Annotated in this window: 14 protein-coding genes; 6 read left to right on the top strand and 8 right to left on the bottom strand. The window is 55.4% G+C overall.

Going from position 1 to position 16,978, the window contains the following annotated elements; translation table 11 throughout:
- Window positions 1-193: 193 nt before the first annotated feature.
- Entirely contained in the window at window positions 194-856 is a 663-nt protein-coding gene (locus ACM1ZW_RS24765; protein ID WP_017338817.1) for a dTMP kinase, read from the top strand.
- 55 nt (window positions 857-911) lie between these two features.
- Here ACM1ZW_RS24765 and ACM1ZW_RS24770 read toward each other — a convergent pair whose 3' ends face one another.
- The 6 genes from ACM1ZW_RS24770 to ACM1ZW_RS24795 form a co-directional block, all read right to left on the bottom strand.
- Window positions 912-2,063, bottom strand: a complete 1,152-nt coding sequence (locus ACM1ZW_RS24770; RefSeq protein ID WP_416739561.1) for an MFS transporter — start codon at window positions 2,061-2,063, stop codon at window positions 912-914.
- Between the two features lie 96 nt (window positions 2,064-2,159).
- Complete coding sequence (locus ACM1ZW_RS24775; RefSeq protein WP_416739562.1) at window positions 2,160-3,194, bottom strand: GlxA family transcriptional regulator; 1,035 nt, start codon at window positions 3,192-3,194, stop codon at window positions 2,160-2,162.
- A gap of 48 nt (window positions 3,195-3,242) precedes the next feature.
- The gene (locus ACM1ZW_RS24780; RefSeq protein ID WP_416739563.1) at window positions 3,243-4,592 is read right to left on the bottom strand and encodes an MmgE/PrpD family protein; all 1,350 of its coding nucleotides are present in this window, start codon (window positions 4,590-4,592) and stop codon (window positions 3,243-3,245) included.
- An 87-nt stretch (window positions 4,593-4,679) separates the two neighbouring features.
- Window positions 4,680-5,723: a glycine betaine/L-proline ABC transporter substrate-binding protein ProX gene (proX, locus tag ACM1ZW_RS24785; RefSeq protein ID WP_080995141.1), complete on the bottom strand. Its 1,044-nt coding sequence runs from the start codon at window positions 5,721-5,723 to the stop codon at window positions 4,680-4,682.
- 66 nt (window positions 5,724-5,789) lie between these two features.
- A complete protein-coding gene (gene proW / locus ACM1ZW_RS24790; RefSeq protein ID WP_274521491.1) occupies window positions 5,790-6,794 on the bottom strand; it encodes a glycine betaine/L-proline ABC transporter permease ProW in 1,005 nt (334 codons plus the stop codon).
- 8 nt (window positions 6,795-6,802) lie between these two features.
- The gene (locus ACM1ZW_RS24795) at window positions 6,803-7,840 is read right to left on the bottom strand and encodes a quaternary amine ABC transporter ATP-binding protein (RefSeq protein ID WP_017338823.1); all 1,038 of its coding nucleotides are present in this window, start codon (window positions 7,838-7,840) and stop codon (window positions 6,803-6,805) included.
- Window positions 7,841-8,288: 448 nt separating this feature from the next.
- On the opposite strand from ACM1ZW_RS24795, the gene ACM1ZW_RS24800 reads away from it, so the two are divergent.
- Window positions 8,289-9,242 carry a LysR family transcriptional regulator gene (locus ACM1ZW_RS24800; RefSeq protein ID WP_031318919.1) on the top strand — a complete coding sequence of 318 codons (954 nt, stop codon included), beginning with the start codon at window positions 8,289-8,291 and terminating at the stop codon, window positions 9,240-9,242.
- Window positions 9,243-9,374: 132 nt separating this feature from the next.
- Here ACM1ZW_RS24800 and ACM1ZW_RS24805 read toward each other — a convergent pair whose 3' ends face one another.
- Window positions 9,375-10,610 carry an aromatic ring-hydroxylating oxygenase subunit alpha gene (locus ACM1ZW_RS24805; protein WP_414883832.1) on the bottom strand — a complete coding sequence of 412 codons (1,236 nt, stop codon included), beginning with the start codon at window positions 10,608-10,610 and terminating at the stop codon, window positions 9,375-9,377.
- 745 nt (window positions 10,611-11,355) lie between these two features.
- Here ACM1ZW_RS24805 and ACM1ZW_RS24810 point away from each other — a divergent pair.
- From ACM1ZW_RS24810 to ACM1ZW_RS24825, 4 genes are all read left to right on the top strand, one after another.
- Window positions 11,356-12,267 carry a dihydrodipicolinate synthase family protein gene (locus ACM1ZW_RS24810; protein ID WP_031318920.1) on the top strand — a complete coding sequence of 304 codons (912 nt, stop codon included), beginning with the start codon at window positions 11,356-11,358 and terminating at the stop codon, window positions 12,265-12,267.
- Window positions 12,260-13,777, top strand: a complete 1,518-nt coding sequence (locus ACM1ZW_RS24815; RefSeq protein ID WP_416739564.1) for an aldehyde dehydrogenase — start codon at window positions 12,260-12,262, stop codon at window positions 13,775-13,777. The genes ACM1ZW_RS24810 and ACM1ZW_RS24815 overlap by 8 nt, the downstream gene beginning before the upstream one ends.
- Window positions 13,774-15,120, top strand: coding sequence for an NAD(P)/FAD-dependent oxidoreductase (locus ACM1ZW_RS24820; protein WP_416739565.1), 1,347 nt, complete (start codon window positions 13,774-13,776; stop codon window positions 15,118-15,120). The genes ACM1ZW_RS24815 and ACM1ZW_RS24820 overlap by 4 nt, the downstream gene beginning before the upstream one ends.
- A gap of 69 nt (window positions 15,121-15,189) precedes the next feature.
- On the top strand, window positions 15,190-16,104 hold the full coding sequence (locus ACM1ZW_RS24825; RefSeq protein WP_416739566.1) for a DMT family transporter: 915 nt from the start codon (window positions 15,190-15,192) through the stop codon (window positions 16,102-16,104).
- Between the two features lie 107 nt (window positions 16,105-16,211).
- Here the strand turns inward: ACM1ZW_RS24825 and ACM1ZW_RS24830 are convergent, their stop codons facing one another.
- Window positions 16,212-16,967 (bottom strand): SDR family NAD(P)-dependent oxidoreductase, encoded by a 756-nt coding sequence (locus ACM1ZW_RS24830; protein ID WP_017338830.1) that lies wholly within the window; start codon window positions 16,965-16,967, stop codon window positions 16,212-16,214.
- Between the last annotated feature and the right edge of the window lie 11 nt (window positions 16,968-16,978).

A 16,978-nucleotide genomic window follows, 5' to 3' on the forward strand; every position in this document is an offset into this window, starting at 1 on the left:
AGGTCAGGAATGTGCTCGATGAGCCGATCAAGCTTGAGCATTGGCAGTTTTGAGACCCGTTAGCCAGAAACCAAGTTAGAGTGTTCATCAAAGTCCGTTCATAAGGTCCCTCCACTCGATTCGCGTAGTCGCGCCAAGCGCTTCCAGCGAACGAACCGGGCAAAAAAACCGAATCTCAATCGTTATGTGAAGAATGAATCGTCCGCTGTTTGTTTCTCTGGATGGGCCCAAGGGAGCCGGCAAAACCACACTGTTGGAAGCCGTGACGAAAGTACTGAGGGCCGACAACAAAAAGGTGATCCGACTTTGCGAGAAAAAAAGCGATCCCTATCGGGGGGAAACAATGACCCTCGTTAACAAGCTCGTCAGAAATCCCACTCGGGATCTGGAGTTGAGGGTTTGTGAGCGCTTTGCGGATAGCCGTACCTGGATTTCCCGGCACGTGCTGACTAAACAGCCACCAGACAGCATCATCCTGATCGATCGGTGGTACCCGTCAGATGCGGCGTTTCGCCGGTTAGTCCCGTTTGCAGAAATTCTACAGTTGAACATTGACCGAAACGTGCGAGTGCCAGACCTGCATGTCGGGGTCGTCACCACTCCTGACATTTCGTGGGCGAGGGCGGCGGCACGAGGGCGCGGGCTGGGCAGTACCGTGATTCATAAGCTGGAAGAACATGTCGCTTGTACAGAGGCGTTCGAGCGAGCAATTGCCGATCACGGCTGGGTGTTGTGCCGTAACGAAGGATCGATCGAAGACGCAACGATGCAGGTGGTTTCCGAGATCTATAAAGTGCTTCGTCGCAGGGATTGCCCAAGTGATACATCCATCGAGTTGTCGCGTGACCCTTTCTGAAGGATGAGCTCGATTCGCAATGGCCTATGCCGAAGTGGCGCCTGAAAAAATCCGGCTAATTGCGAAGCAACCGAGCCGTAGCACTGACAAAAACCAGCAGCACACTCACGCAGCCAAGAGCGAATGACAAAGTGCTCAGATGGGCGACTGCCCCGATAAATACGGGTCCTACCAGAATCCCAGCGTAGCCCATCGAGATGACAGCGGGGATGGCTACCGCCTGTGGCATGCGTTGCTGGCGGCCTACAGCAGTAAAGAGCACAGGGACAATGTTCGAGCATCCGGCACCGACCAGCGCGTAGCCAATCAGGGACGCGGCCCAGCCATCGATACCAAGCGATACGAGCATGCCTGCGGCCGCGCAGAGTCCGCCAAGCGCAACGACGCGCACGCCGCCCAGTTTGCTGACGATGGCATCCCCTGTCAGGCGGCCCACCGTCATGGCCGCCGCGAAGGAGGCATAGCCCAAGCCGGCCATGCTTGGCTCTAACCCTCGGGTCGAGACAAGGAAAACTGCGCTCCAGTCGAGTATTGCACCTTCAGTGAGGAAGACGATGAAACAGAGCGCGCCTAAAAACAGCACGATACCCCTGGGCACCGCGAACAATGGCCCACCCCGTTCAGTGCCATAAGTCAGAAAAGCAGGCGCTGCCTTGTAGAGCGCTCCCAAAACGGTGGCAACGATGCAGAGCACAGCAATCAGCGGATGCAGGCCCAAGGTCAGCAGAGCCGTCATCGCCCCGGCGCCCAATATGCCTCCAACGCTGTAAAGGCCATGGAAGCCGGACTGAAGTGCCTGCCCGCTGTTTTTCTCGACGATGACGGACTGTATGTTCATGGCGCAATCCAGCATGCCCATGCTGGCCCCGAATATAACGACAGCGATGACCAAGCCAGGCAGCCACGCCACGGTGCTCAACAGCGGAAAAACGGCGCACAAGACAATCGTCGCCCAGATTACGACCGGGCGGCATCCATAGTGTGCAGTGAGATAGCCCGCGAAGGGCATGGCCACAATGGATCCACCACCCAAGCCAAGCAGCAGCAACCCCAGGCCACCATCGTCCAGGCCCGCACGGGCTTTGACCAATGGGACCATAGGCGCCCATGCGGACATGAGTAAGCCCGCGATCAGGAAGGCGATGCGTGTAGACATCCGCTCGCGGTGGTTAGCCGTGGGGACCAATACCGGGGATGGCGCATTCATAATTCTCGGTATTCCTTATCGATGATGCTAGCCATCGTTTGCTCGGCCTGGACAGTGCGGATTCAGGTTTTTTTGCGGGCCCGATTTTCGGAAAACCTAACGCCTGCGCTCATACGTCGCTCTATAACTGCTTGGCGCCACGCCAAAGAAGTCCCGAAAGCGCATATGGAAGTTGGCGAAACTACAAAAGCCGGTCGCAATCGCGATATCGGTGATAGGCCGATTGCTCTGCAGAATAAGCTGCCGCGCCCGAGTCAATCTAAGTTCAAGGTAGTAGCGTGTGGGCGTGGCGCCCACGAAACGGCAGAAGCGGCGCTCCAGTTGTCGTCGGGAAATATTCACACACTCAGCCAGCTCGTCGATCGATAGCGGTTCTTCGATATTCTTTTGCATCAGTTCTAAAGCGAGCTTCAGGGTTTGGGGCAAGGTGGGGTCTGAGTCAACTATGACAGTCGATATCCCGGAGACTTCAAGGGTTTGATCGCAACTGAGTATTTCCTCGACAGCATGGGTCAGCGACACGCCTTGTTTAGCGGTGATGAGCTCCAGCATCATGCGTAACGAACTGCTGGCGCCGGCGCACGTGATGCGGTTGCGATCGATGACGTGCGTTCGACAAGAGACCAGCACCTTGGGGAAAACATCCTCCATCATCGCTCGCCCATCGGGATGGAAGGCACACTCGACGCCGTCCATGAGTTGAGCTTCTGCCAGGAAAAATGCCCCGTTCCACAAACCGCCCATGGTCGCGCCGAGGGAGGCGGCGTTACGCAGCTTGCGCCGTAATAACGGGTCGCTGATCAGCTTCACTCGCAACCCACCGGCGACGATGAGAACGTCGATGCGATCCGGTAGTTGTGATAGCTCCAGGTCTGCTGAAATCGCAATTCCCAGATCGCTCATCACCAGACGGCCCCTGATGCCGACAGTCAACACTTCAAACGCCGGTGTATCGCTGATCAGGTTGGCAGTCACCAGCGCATCGATAGCACCGGTAAATGACATCATCGAGAAGTTGTTCATCAGTACGAAAGCTACACGAGTCACCGCCTGCGGCTTTACTGGTTTCTGCGCCGTACAGGAGTAGCCCCTGTTCTTGTCTTTGAGCACGCTCTCGAATACGAAGGCCATAAATCCTCTTTGAAACCTGAACGAATAGCCATGAAACCGTTGTGCAATCTAGGCAGCGGTTTTTGGAGCGGACAACAACAACTCAAAGAATGATTGGCAGTCACCACTGCCGGGCAATGCTTCAACACTGTGCTTGATGGCATTGCTGAGTGTGGTCCCCAAGCTGTCATCAGCCAGCAGATGGTATTTAGCGGTGAGTTCGTCACTCGACATAGGGTTGCCGGGGTCGCCCTTGGCCGTTGCGGTCGGGCTCGTAAGGCGCGTGCCGTCTTTCAGGGTAACCGTGACGCGGGACAGAATTTCCTCCGGGAACCTGGCGGACAGGTCTGGCGCCTCATGGAGGGTTATTTTCTCGCTGATACTCAAGATGTCTGGCGCGTGAATGGAATCCCCGGTGACCTCTTCAGGCCCCAGCTTCCCGCGAACGATCAGGGCAGCCAAGGGGAACGCCAGCGCATACTGGGCCTCGTCCGCATTCTTTGGAAAATGCCCCTGCAGGCACACAGACTCGTGGAAAGTTTCCACATCAATGGTCTCGATCAACGCTGCAGTGATGACCGGATGTGCTCGCATCAAATCAGTCATGGCCGTGAGCGCCGGTTGCGCCCAGCGACAGACCGGCCACGGTTTGAAATATTGCTCGTCGATCTCCCAGCGGGTTCCGATGTCCTGCCAGAAAGTGGAAATTTCCAAAGGTTCAACGGTGGCGGCTGGAGCGCCGGTGACACCTACCTGTGCCATCAATAGTGCGTTCAGTCCGGCATACGCCCCGGCGCCGTGGGCATCACGCAACATCGTCGGGAAGCTCACCAGGCGCATCATCGGGCACCTCGGGCCGAAGTATTCCGCGATACCAAGCGCATGACGGAACGTGGTTTCATCAAGCTTCAGCAAGCGGGCGCCAGCACAAACGACCCCGATCCCGGAAAAAGCACCTGAGGCATGATATTCAGGGGCGGTGGCCATCAATGCCTGGCCCGCCCGTAACGCGGTCTCGTAACCGATGCACAGTGCGCTGAGAAATTCTTCGCCGCTGATGTCCTTGCCTTGACTGCGACAGGCGTCGACCAATGCAACGATGGCCGGGACCACGGTCGCACCCGCATGCCCCTTGGAGGTGAAGTGACCTTCATGTGCATCCAGGCTATCAACGCAGAAACCGCCCGCATACGCGGCACCCAATGGATGTACGGCTCTGCCGTCGAACCAGAGGCGGCTGGACAGCTTGTTGGCGGAGTAATGGGTGTCAGCGTAGGTTTTGAGCATCGCGCTGGTTTGATTGTTGCGAGCTCCGGCGGCCACACCAATGATGTCGAGCAGGCAGGTTTTAACCAACTCGCGTGTATGCAGGGGAGCGTCCTTGTAACTGAAATTCTGGACGAATGAATACAACTGCATTTCATGATTCCTGAATGATGAACACCGAAACAGATGAAAAAGTTGCCCGGGGGAGGGCAACCTCTTATGCAGATTTAAATGAAGGGACTAGTTTTTGGCGGTGGCGGTATTCGCCGCAGCGCGTGCGTCTGCCAGCCAGGTGTCGTATTTCGCGCGATGGGCCGCGATCCACTCTTTGGCGTGACGAGTAATGTCGGCTGCACTTTTCTCACCATTGTGCATTTTGAGATTTTGCGCGCTTTCATCGTCGGTAGTGATCTGCATTTCAGACAGGAACTTCACGGCGGCCGGATTTTTCTCGGCGAACTCTTTATTGATGACCGCTCTGACACTGTCTACCGCGAACCCAAGGTTTTTACCATCGAAGGTCGTGTTGGTATCGTTTTTGCCACCTGGAAGATCCGTACGCGGCACGGTCAACCACACAACATCTTTACCTTCGACCAGAACACCGGAGATCCACTGAGGTACCCAGGTGTAATAGAGAATCGGCTTACCTTGTTTATAACGAGCGATGGTGTCCGCCATCAATGCAAAATAGGAGCCCTGGTTATTGGAAACGGTCTTCGTCAAGTCATAGGCTTTCATCTGGTGCGCAATGATGAGCTCACAGCCCCAACCCGGGTTGCAACCCGTGAGGTCGGCTTTACCGTCACCATTGGCATCGAACAGTTTGGCAATTTCCGGTTTCTGCAAATCTGCGAGCGAGGTGATGTGGTGCTCATCGGCCGTTTTTTTGTCAATCATGTAGCCCTGCAACACGCCCGGCATGATAGCGCCGGTTTTCACCATCACCTCATCGCCGCCAGCCTTCTCGTAGAAGGATTTGTGCAGTTCCTCCCACAGATGCACGGAGAAATCCGCGTCACCATTGGCAATCGCAACCATCATGGTTGAGTACTCGGTTTCCTTTGGCGTTTCAACGTCGTAACCCAATTCCTTGAGGCCCGCCATTGCAATTTCTCCGCGAAACCGCTCCTCGGCGATTGACGGAAAGATCGGGGTGATGGAGACCCCTTTTCCGGGCTCCTGCGCCGAGGCGGCCGATGCGAACACAGGTGATACCGCTAACACTAAAAGCGCCACAGAATGAATGAATTTCTGTTTTATTCCGAAGGTTGTGAAGTTCATTATCGTTTACCTTGGCTGGTTAAGAAGTTGGCATTTCTTTTGGTTCACAACGCGCCGCTAAGCGAATTAACTTTCTTTGGGACTCACTTCTATCTTTGTAATAGTGTTCTTTCTCTTCAGACGGTAAACGACACCCGCAGGGCCGGTCTGATACCAGTGCTCGCCTTTGGTTGCCCTGTTACTGCGTTCGCCCATTGCCTGGGTCAGGCGGTCGAGGAAAATCGCCAGCAGTACCAGGCCCAGTCCACCGACGGTTGCCAAGCCCATATCAAGGCGGCCAATCCCGCGAAGAACCATCATCCCCAAGCCACCCACCGAAATCATTGATGCGATCACCACCATGGAAAGTGACAGCATTAATGCCTGATTCAGACCGGCCATGATCGTCGGTGCAGCCAAAGGCAACTGGACCCGCCTCAGCATCTGGCGAGGGGTGCATCCGAAAGCCCGGGCCGCCTCAATCTTGTCTTCCGGTACCTGCCGAATTCCCAGATTGGTAAGCCTGACCAGTGGTGCTACCGAAAAGATGATCGTGACCAGCACCCCCGGTACGTTGCCTATACCAAACAGCATCACCACGGGCACCAGGTAGACAAATGCGGGCAGTGTTTGCATGGCATCGAGTACCGGCCGCAGCAGCATCTCCAGCCGGTCACTCCGGGCACACAGGACACCCAGTGGTATGCCGATAGCTGCACAGAAGAACAGTGAAGTGAGCACCAGGGCGAGGGTGACCATGGCGTCGCTCCATACGCCGATCACTCCCAAGAGGGTCAGGGTGACGAAACAGAGGATTCCAATCTTTCTCCCTCCTACCTGCCAGCCCAGGAGCGTCGCAAAAATAATGAATATTGACGGAGGAATAGCCAACAATCCGAACTGAATACCATTAAGTACCTGGTCGATTGGCCATCTTATTGAACGGAATACTTCGCGAAAATTATGAACCAGATAATTCAGGGCAACTTCTACCCATTGGCCCAAAGGAACATTGATGGATTGAAACGGGTCTAGAAAACTGAATTCGTTCATGTCATCACCTGAGTATCCGAGCCTGGCAAGCCAGCAAATAGTGACTATTAATGTCGGCTCATTGTTTGAAGCAGCAGGCTCTTGGAGATCGTGCCTTTGAACACACCCTGGCGATCCAGCACAGCCACTGGATTAACGGCATCAGCCACAATGTGAAAGACGTCCTGCAGGAGTACATCGTCGCGCAGCGTTGGCGTGGATTGATCCATGGCGTACGGATGCTCTGCGCAGATCTTGGCAACATCGCCAGCCTTGAGGATCTTCGAGGCATCAAAGCCTTTGAAGAAAGCTCTGACATAATCGTTCGCGGGATTGCAAAGCAGCGCTTGCGGGGTACCGATCTGTACAACCTGGCCACCCTCCATGATCGCAATGCGATGGCCGATGCGAATCGCCTCTTCAATGTCATGGGAGATGAAGATGATGGTGCGATGCTGTTCTGCCTGCAGGCGGATCAGTTCACCCTGCATTTCGTGGCGAATCAACGGGTCGAGTGCGGAGAAGGCTTCGTCCATCAGCAGGATGGCGGGGTCGTTGGCCAGCGCTCGGGCCAGGCCTACCCGCTGTTGCATACCGCCGGACAATTGGTGCGGATAGCTGTAGGCGTGGCCATCGAGCCCCACCTGCTTGAGTGCTTCGAGCGCACGTTTATGCCGCTCACTTTCCTCGACGCCCGAGATTTCCAGGCCGAAAGCAACGTTGTCGATCACACTCATGTGGGGCATCAGGGCAAACGATTGAAACACCATGCTCATGTCTTTGCGACGAACGCTGAGGAGATCGGCATCCGACAGGCCGGTGATTTCCTGGCCGTTGAGATGGATGGTTCCGGAGGTGGGCTCGATCAGTCGATTGAACAACCGGACCATCGTCGACTTCCCGGAACCGGAAAGCCCCATGATGACGAAAATCTCTCCACGTTTTACGGAGAAACTGGCATCAAAAACGCCAACGACTTGACCTGTTTTGCTGAAAATTTCACTTTTATCAGCACCGCGAGCCAGCATCTCCATCGCGAGCTTTGGCTGAGCACCAAAGACTTTGTAAATGTTTTTTACCGAGAGTATCTCGTCACCAAGACTCATAACCCCTCCTGCTGCAAATACGACGTAAGATCAAGAATTTGGATATACGTATCTTGATCAGTGAAAACGGTGCTTATGGGGGCAGTCAAGCTGGGAGAAAGGTTGCGAGTTAGTCATTGTGACCATCCTCTTTATTATGTGATGTTTATTATTCTTGTTTTATCGGTGCTGAATTAATCAGTGCCTTGAGACCCAAGTTATTACCTTATAGAGTCAGCGTCTAACAACATTTCTTCCAGCCAATCAATAACGTCATGTTATCAATCATTTAAATATGTCAATTTGCGACTGCGATGATGCTAGTTGCGAAGGCGACTGCCGCTGGCGCTGTCTTAGCCCCTCTGTTTCGGCTACGCTCCAGCGTAGGCTCTAGATGGAACCTTCTCGCCGAACTCATCGCTCACGGCCCTCCAAACGGCCCCGAACCGGATATTCAATACTCTAGGTTATGGTTAAGCACATCGATCCAGACATGACGCTGCTGAAAATGCCGTCTCTGAAAGCAGTGAAGTCATTCGTAGCCGCCGCCAAATATCAGAGCTTTACGCGTGCTGCTGAAGCGCTGTGCGTTACTCAAGCGGCCATCAGCCGTCAGATTCGGGAGCTTGAGGCGTACCTTGGGGTGGATCTCTTCAAGAGGGTCGGGCGAGCAGTCGAGTTGACGGAAGCCGGGTCCATCTTTTTTGATGCGGCACAGCTATCTTTCGTCAATATTTCCCAGGCGGCGGAGCGCATTCGTACCAACAATGCGGGCAAGCGTACGTTGACGCTTTGCTGTTCTCCCGCGTTTTCGGCCCTCTGGCTCGCAGCGAAGTTGCCGGGTTTTTTTACCAGGAACGCAGACATCGACCTCAATCTGGTCACCACTCAAAACTTTTTGTCGATGGAGCCGGGTGTTACTCCGGACATCTTCATCACCAAAATGGCCAGAATTCAGGATGGCTACCGCAGTTATCCGTTGTTTCACGACGTCATCTACCCGGTGTGCACACCTCGTTACAAAGAGGAGCACCCTGAGCTGTCCAGTCTGGAAGGATTACGCGACGGGGTTCTGCTCAACCTCAGCCCCTATGGCAGATCCCAGGTAGCGGAGCACGTTGACTGGGGCGTATGGCTGGCTTATCACGATGTTGATATCGAGAAACGCCCCCACGACAGCCCTCATGTTTTCAACGCCAACGACTACAACCTGGTCATCAGCATGGTGTTGACCCATCAGGGCGTAGCCCTCGGATGGAATCACCTGGTGGCAACCCTGATCGAAAACGGCACGCTGATTCGGCCGATCGAAGAGGAAGTGGTTCTTCATGAAAGTCAGCACTACCTGACATTTCGTGAAGACCGGATCAATGACGATGCCTGTTGCCGGCTACGCGACTGGATTCTCGCTCAGTTTTCCTGAGCTGTCTGGAAGAAAGGAACACGGCCAGCGGCTGAGCAGTCACTGGGGTGGCGGAGAGGAGAGGGGATTGAAGGTGTGAATCAAGATACCGGTGGTGATCATTCGTGGTTCTCACCACCGGCAGTGCTGCACTTAGCCGACAGATCTTAACGGGATCGTGTCATTGAGCTGCTCAAGCATCGTTTTGCAGTACCAGTCATCAAACTGGCACACACCAATTTCGCTGGCCACCGACAACGGACCTGGCTCGAAAGCTGGAGAGCTGACACCCACCTGTGCACCTTCAACCAAGGTGCGGTCCTGGTCATTGGTGGCAAGCCAAACCTTGGTCAGGCGATCGATGTCGTAGTCGACACCTTCCTGCGCGTCCTTCTTGACGAGCCATTTTGTAGTGACCAACGTCTCGCCCGGACCGATGGGCAGAACGCGGAAGCTCAGCGCGTGATCGCCCAGAAAGTGGTTCCAGGTTGATGGGTAGTTGAAATAAAGCAGCGCACCGATGTTGGCCTCACCGGTGGTGTCCAACCGGCCAGCGACCGCAGGCTTGCCATCCATTGTGTAGCTGACGGCCCCGGAAAACAGGGGAATGCGCGTCATTCGGAAACGACCTTCATCATCCATGACCAATCGGCTAGGCAGACCGGCCGCCTCCCAGCGATCCCAGTGCTCCTTGAGTTCGAGATCTTCATCGCCGCCGGCGCCGCCCACGGATGGGTTGTCCACGAATGAATGCATCAATTCCGGGTGAGTAAAATCGCAGTGGTAGCACTCACGGTTGTTCTCGAACACCAGTTTCCAGTTGCCTTTCTCGATGATGTTCGACTCAAACGCGACTTTGCAGTCGTCCAGGTTATGAGGTGCAACGAAAGGGGTGACGGATTTTCTGAACGACGAAAAGTCTGGGGCGACATCTGCTACGCACACGTAGATGTACGTTTCGACGACCTCACAATGCACGGACTTCAACCCATGCTGAGACTTGTCGAAATCTTCCCCCATGTTCCCGGCGAACAGCAAGCGGCCATCCAGTTCGAATGTCCATTTGTGGTAAGGGCACACCAGCTTGGCGACCTTGCCGCTTGCTTCCGGGCACACCTTGGAACCGCGATGGCGACAGGCGTTGTGGAAGGCACGGATCTGCTTGTCTGCGCCGCGCACGATAGCGACCGGGTAATCGCCGATTTGCAGCGACATGTATTGACCCGATTTCTCCAGCTCAAATGTGTGCCCGGCGAAGATCCAGCTTTTGTGCCAGATCTGTTGCAGATCCTGCCTGTAAACGTCGGGATCGCTATAAAGGGCACCTGGCAGCGCGTGGTCAGGCTTGCGCTGCGCGATTAGATTTGAAACTGCCGATTTAGTGCTCACGGTCAACACACTCCAAAATACCAAGGGGGCGACACATTCAGCCTGCTCAGCGAGGTGAGGCCAAACGGTCCTGAGTTCGCAGTACCGTCTGTGGATGCAAGCCCATCAAACCGTGCTGCTGCTAGCCGCGATCCGGAACGTTTTGCCACGTCCAGGAAGCGTTTTACGAAAAATGTGCCTTCTTGGATGGTGGTGCCATCCGTGCACTCATCTCGATCGAATCCTTATTACGGCAGACAATTCCGTAATGCCGATGTTTGCGTCAATAGCAACATTTCTACAGCACCTTATTCAAGCCTGAGCAAACAGACTCTAACTAATGGAGCGAATGCTCGCGAAATTCACTTATCCAATTAGTCGGTAGAATATCGCTGTTGTAAGGCTACGACGGTAATCATGCATCAACAAGAAACATTTACTCTTATCAATGCATAAACAAATGTTATCGATTGAGGTCGCGGCCGCGGTGATGAAATTTCAAGCTATTGAAATAAAAGAAAAATATATTTTCAAGGGCGGGTGAAGCAACCATCTGGAACTGTAGGCGCGAGAAATACACTCTATTGACCACCTTCTTGGCCCATGCCAGTCTGGATTCAACAGTTAAGCAAAGTGCCGCAATTGATCTCATGTTTGAGCCTGGGCATCCGCCCCGTGAAAACATGAAGATTTTTATCGCGCCTAAAGGCATCCAGGCTAACGCGCTCGTTGATCTTCCACCTAACTCGCATTCGGAGCATTTATCTTGAAATTTGAAGGTATTTATACGCCAGCAGTAACTCCTTATAACTCTGATGGGGAGATTGACTGGAACGTGTATTCGGAAGTCTTGGAGTCGCTGATTGAGGCGAAGGTGCACGGCATTATTATTGGCGGGTCGACCGGCGAATATTATGCGCAGACGTCGGAAGAACGTACCGAGTTAGCGGCCTACGCCAAAGATGTGATCGGCACTCGGGTGCAACTGATCGTCAGTACCGGGGCGATCCGTACCGAAGACGCGGTTCAGTACGCCAAGGATGCCAAATCGATCAAAGCGGACGCCATTCTCGTCACCAGCCCGCCGTATGCGCTGCCGACCTCCCAAGAGAACGCGATTCACGCATTGACCATTGATCGCGCCGCCGACCTGCCAATCATGCTTTACAACTATCCGGGGCGCATGTGCGTTTCGATGGATGAAGAATATTTCACGCGTGTCAGCCAGTCGAAAAACGTCGTCGCCATCAAGGAAAGTTCCGGCGACATGGGCCAGGTGCATATGCTGGCCCGGCAGTTCCCCAACATCGCCTTGTCCTGCGGATGGGACGACCAGGCCCTCGAGTTTTTTGCCTGGGGTGCCCGTAGTTGGGTGTGTGCAGGTTCCAACTTCCTGCCCAGGGAACACGTGGCGCTTTATGAAGCCTGCGTGATCGAAAAGAACTTCGACAAAGGCCGTCAGATCATGTCGGCAATGATGCCGCTGATGAATGCCCTGGACGGCGGCAAGTTCGTGCAGTCGATCAAGTACGGCTGCGAAGTGGCCGGATTGAAAGTCGGTAACGTGCGCCTGCCATTGCAGCCCCTTGAAGCGGACGAAAAGCAGAATTTCGCGTCGGTCATTACTGAACTCAAACGTAACGTAGCCAATGTTTCTTCGGGAGCCAGCCATGGGTGATCTACTGAGCAAGGCCGAATACGCCGCTCTGGCCAAAGACATTTCGTTGCCATCCAAGGCGTTCATCAATGGCGCATTCAAGCCCGCAATGTCCGGCAAAACCTTCGCCACGAACAATCCGGCGACCGGTGACTTTTTGACCGACGTCGCAGCGTGTTCGTCCGATGATGTCGACTTCGCGGTGAGCAACGCCAAGGAGGCCTTTGAAGATGGACGCTGGAGATCTGTTTCTCCTCGAGAGCGCAAAGCGGTTCTGTTGAAGTTTGCAAACCTGCTTGAAGGCCATCAATACGAACTGGCCGTCCTCGAAAGTCTCGATAGCGGCAAACCCGTCAGTGAATGTCAGTTGGTCGACATTCCGGACACCATCCACACGATCCGCTGGCACGCAGAACTGATCGACAAGATTTATGACAACACAGCCCCGGTGGGCAGTGACGCGCTGACCATGGTGGTCCGGGAGCCGATCGGCGTGGTGGGCTGCGTATTGCCCTGGAACTTCCCGCTGCTGATGCTGGCCTGGAAAATCGGCCCGGCGCTCGCCGCGGGCTGTTCGGTGATCGTCAAGCCTGCTGAACAAACCTCGCTGACCACGTTGCGCGTCGCGCAGCTGGCGTTTGAAACCGGTGTTCCCGCTGGTGTACTCAACATTGTCACCGGTACGGGCAAAGACGTCGGTGAGCCGATCGGTTTGCATAACGATGTCGACATGGTCAGCTTCACCGGCTCCACCGCGACCGGCCGCCGCTTCCTGCATTACGCCGCCGATTCGAACCTGAAACGCATCGTCCTTGAGTGCGGCGGAAAAAATCCGGCCGTGGTGATGGACGATACCCAAGACCTGGATCTCGTCGCCCAGCACGTGGTCAATGGCGCGTTCTGGAACATGGGAGAAAACTGCTCCGCAACCTCGCGCCTGATCGTCCACGCGTCCGTGAAAGACGAACTGCTGGAGCGCATGGGCGCCTACATCCGTGAATGGAAGATGGGTGACCCACTGGATCCGGAAAACCGCGTAGGGTCGCTGGTCAGCCCTGAGCATTTTGCCAAAGTGAAGTCCTACCTTGAGCACGCCGCCGCCGGAAAGCTTGAGGTGGTTTACGGTGGCGCAACCAAAGACGGTGCCTTTGTAGAGCCGACGGTGATTGACGGTGTTGGTCGAGACAATCGGCTGTTCCAGGAGGAGATCTTCGGCCCGATTCTTTCGGTCACCACCTTCAACACGATCTCCGAGGCCATTGCGCTGGCCAATGACACGGTCTACGGCCTGGCGGCCTCTGTTTACACCGGCAGCCTGCGGCGGGCAATCAAGTTGTCGCGGGAAATTCGCGCGGGCATCGTCACCGTGAATTGCTTTGGTGAGGGCGACGCATCGACCCCCTTCGGTGGCTACAAGGAGTCGGGCTTCGGCGGTCGGGACAAATCCATTTTTGCCCATGACCAGTACACCGAAATCAAAACCATCTGGATCGATGTGTCTGATCGGTCGGATGAAGAGACCGAAAAATGAGCACCCATACCATCAAGCGCCTGCCGGTAGACACCGGGGTTTCGGGTTGGGAGGCGATTTCCGCACGCACTGCGCCTGTCCGCATGCTTGATGGAAACGTGACGGCGGACTGGCTGATCATCGGTGCCGGCTTTGCCGGCCTGTCCGCCGCTCGCAGACTTTCACAGCTGCACCCGGGTGACAGCATCGTTGTGATCGATGCTCATGAAGTCGCCAAGGGGCCGGCGGGCAGAAACTCGGGTTTCATGATTGATGTGCCGCACAGTCTGTCGTCCGGGGAATACTCCGTGGCGAGTGAGTCTGCAACGGCGCTGGAAATTGCGCAGAACCGCTTTGCGATTGCATTTGCCGCTGCCGCCGCGCAAGAGTACGGCATGTCTGCCGACACGTTCGACCCTTCCGGGAAGATCAACGCGGCCGCCACTGAACGGGGATTGAAGCTGAACGTCAATTACGCTCAATCCCTTGAACGCATTGGCGAGAAGTTCGAGATGTTTGATGCCGCGCACATGCGCGAAATCACCGGGTCCACCTATTACCACGGCGGAATCTACACCCCCGGCGCAGTGATGATTCAACCCGCGCAATACATCAGGGACCTGGCAGCAGGGCTCGAAGGGAAAATCACGTTGTTCGAACGCTCTCCGATTATTGAATTGACCAAGCAGGGAAGTGGCTGGAGCGCTCGATCTGATAACGGGACGGTGTACGCGCCCAAGGTCATTCTGGGCGTTAACGGGCACATCGAAGACTTTGGCCATTATCAAGGCCGCCTGTTGCACGTCTTCACTTACGCGTCCATGACGGCCGCTTACAGTGATGATGTATTCAGCAAAGAGGTGCCGGGCAAGGCCAGGTGGGCGTTGTTGCCGGCGGATCCAATGGGCGCGACCGTTCGCAAGATCTCTTCAGACGGTCAATCGCGTATCGTCATCCGGACAAAGTTTACCTATGACCCGAGTATTCAGGTCACTCCAGAGCGGGTAGCTGCGGTGGCCAAAGAACAGCGACATTCCTTGGATGCGCGCTTTCCCGAATTGAAATCCACTGCGTTGGAATTCAGTTGGGCCGGCCGTCTGTGCCTGAGTCGAAACAGCGCGGCTGCATTTGGCGAGATTGAAGAAAACCTGTATTCGGCTTGCTGCGAAAACGGGCTGGGTACTGTGAAAAGCACCCTGGCAGGTGTGATGGCTGCGGAGTTGGCATCGGGTACGCGTTCGGAGTTTCTTGATAGCTTCAGTCACGCACCTGGCCCCAGCAAACTACCACCCCGGATAATAACGAAGCTGGGCGTCAGTTCGGTTATTCGCTGGCATGAGTTTTGGGCCGGGCGAGAAGGCTAGCGAATTCAAGTTGTCGGCTATTGACCGACTTCAAAGTCTGATCGGAACGATCTACGAAGGAAAACTTGATTGAAGAGCGACCGAACAACCAACACCGCGCACTTAACGACGCCCACCGTTATCGCCACTCCTGGGGTCACAAGGCCCCAGCTCGGGATATTTTTATGCCTGCTTTCAATGCTGATCTTTGCGAGCCAGGACGGCATAACCAAGGTGCTGGTCAAAGACTTCCCGGTCGCCCAATTGGTCATGGTGCGTTATTGGGTGTTTGTCGTTTTTGCTCTCGGATATGCCGCCTACCAAGGTAGGGTAAAGGCGTCGTTTCGCAGTAAGCATCCCTGGCTCCAAATCCTTCGAGCGTTGCTGGCCGTGGGCGAAACCATACTGTTCGCGGCGGGGCTACGATATTTGGGCCTGGCGGAAATGCACGCGATATATGCGGTATTTCCGCTGATGACACTGGCGTTGGCGGGAGCGTTGCTTGGGGAGTTCATCGGCCTTCGACGCTGGGTTGCTGCCGCGATAGGGTTCACCGGCACACTGATCATCCTCCGGCCAGGCGCAGGCGTCTTTGAACTCGCGGCGCTGATTCCGCTGGTGGCTGCTTTGGCATTCGCGGTGTTCAACGTACTTACCCGCCGGATTAGCCTGCACGACTCCCTTGCTACGAACATGCTTTTTATGGCGTGTGTGGGTGCCCTGACGGTCACATTTGCAGGGCTGCCGGCATGGGTTTCTCCGACTCCAGTCCAGGGCCTCTTGATGGGGTTACTGGCATTGACGGGAGTAGTCGCACAGATTCTCTTCATTCAAGCATTGAAATACGCAACCGCTTCTAGCTTGCAGCCTTTCAACTATGCGCTTCTGGTATTCGCCACGCTGATTGGTGTCATCGTTTTTGCCGAGCGCCCTGATACCTGGGTGTTTGTCGGCGCAGCGTTGGTGATTATCGGTGGTCTGTATGCGATCAAAGCGAAGACGTGAACAGGTAATACAGCGTTCAACTTAATCCTCTGGAGGCCGTCTGGTTCCGGCAACCTGCAACGGAGGAGGGCAAGTGCCTTCCGCCGTCGCCGGTCAGTCTGCTTCGATCAAAACGGCAGTGGCAGTTTTGCCGTTCGCCCCCCATCCACCACCAGCACCTGCCCGGTGATGAAGGCCGACGATTCGGAGGCCAGGAAAACGACTGTCCCGCCCACATCCGCCGGTAATCCGGTACGCCCGACCGGGTGAAGGCGCAGGAGTGCCTGGCGCGCCGCACGCGGATCGGCTTGAGCGGAAAGGTATGCATCACTCAACTCGGAATTTATCCATCCCGGAGCAATGGCATTGCAGCGAATGCCATCTCGGCCGAGATCGATGGCCAAGGCTCGGGTCAGCCCATGGATACCCGCCTTGGAGGCACAGTACGCGGCATGTTCAGGGTTGGCGCCTAACCCTTCGATCGACCCGATGTTGATGATGCTGCCACCGCCTCGCTGACGCATCTGAGGCACCAACGCCTTGCACAGGAATGCTGGCGCTCGCAGATTGACAGCCATCATGCGATCCCAGTCCTGCTCGGTCATATCATCGATGGACTTTTCGAACATGAACCCGGCGTTGTTAACCAATACATCGACTCCGCCAAGCTGCTCCTGGGCGACCTGAGCAATCAAACTCGGTGTCTCCATCGAAGCGAGATCAGCCTCGACGAAATAGACTTGAGGGTGATTTTGCAAGTCGGCGTCCAGTGCCTGGCGCTGAGCGATCAACACAGAAGCGCCTGCCTCCAGCAATTGTTCGGTGATGCCGCGGCCAATCCCTCTGCCGCCCCCGGTCACCACCACATTTTTACCGTTGAGCATCGCAACCTCTC

It is taken from the genome of Pseudomonas sp. NFX71 (assembly GCF_048079215.1).
Taxonomy (GTDB): domain Bacteria; phylum Pseudomonadota; class Gammaproteobacteria; order Pseudomonadales; family Pseudomonadaceae; genus Aquipseudomonas; species Aquipseudomonas fluorescens_B.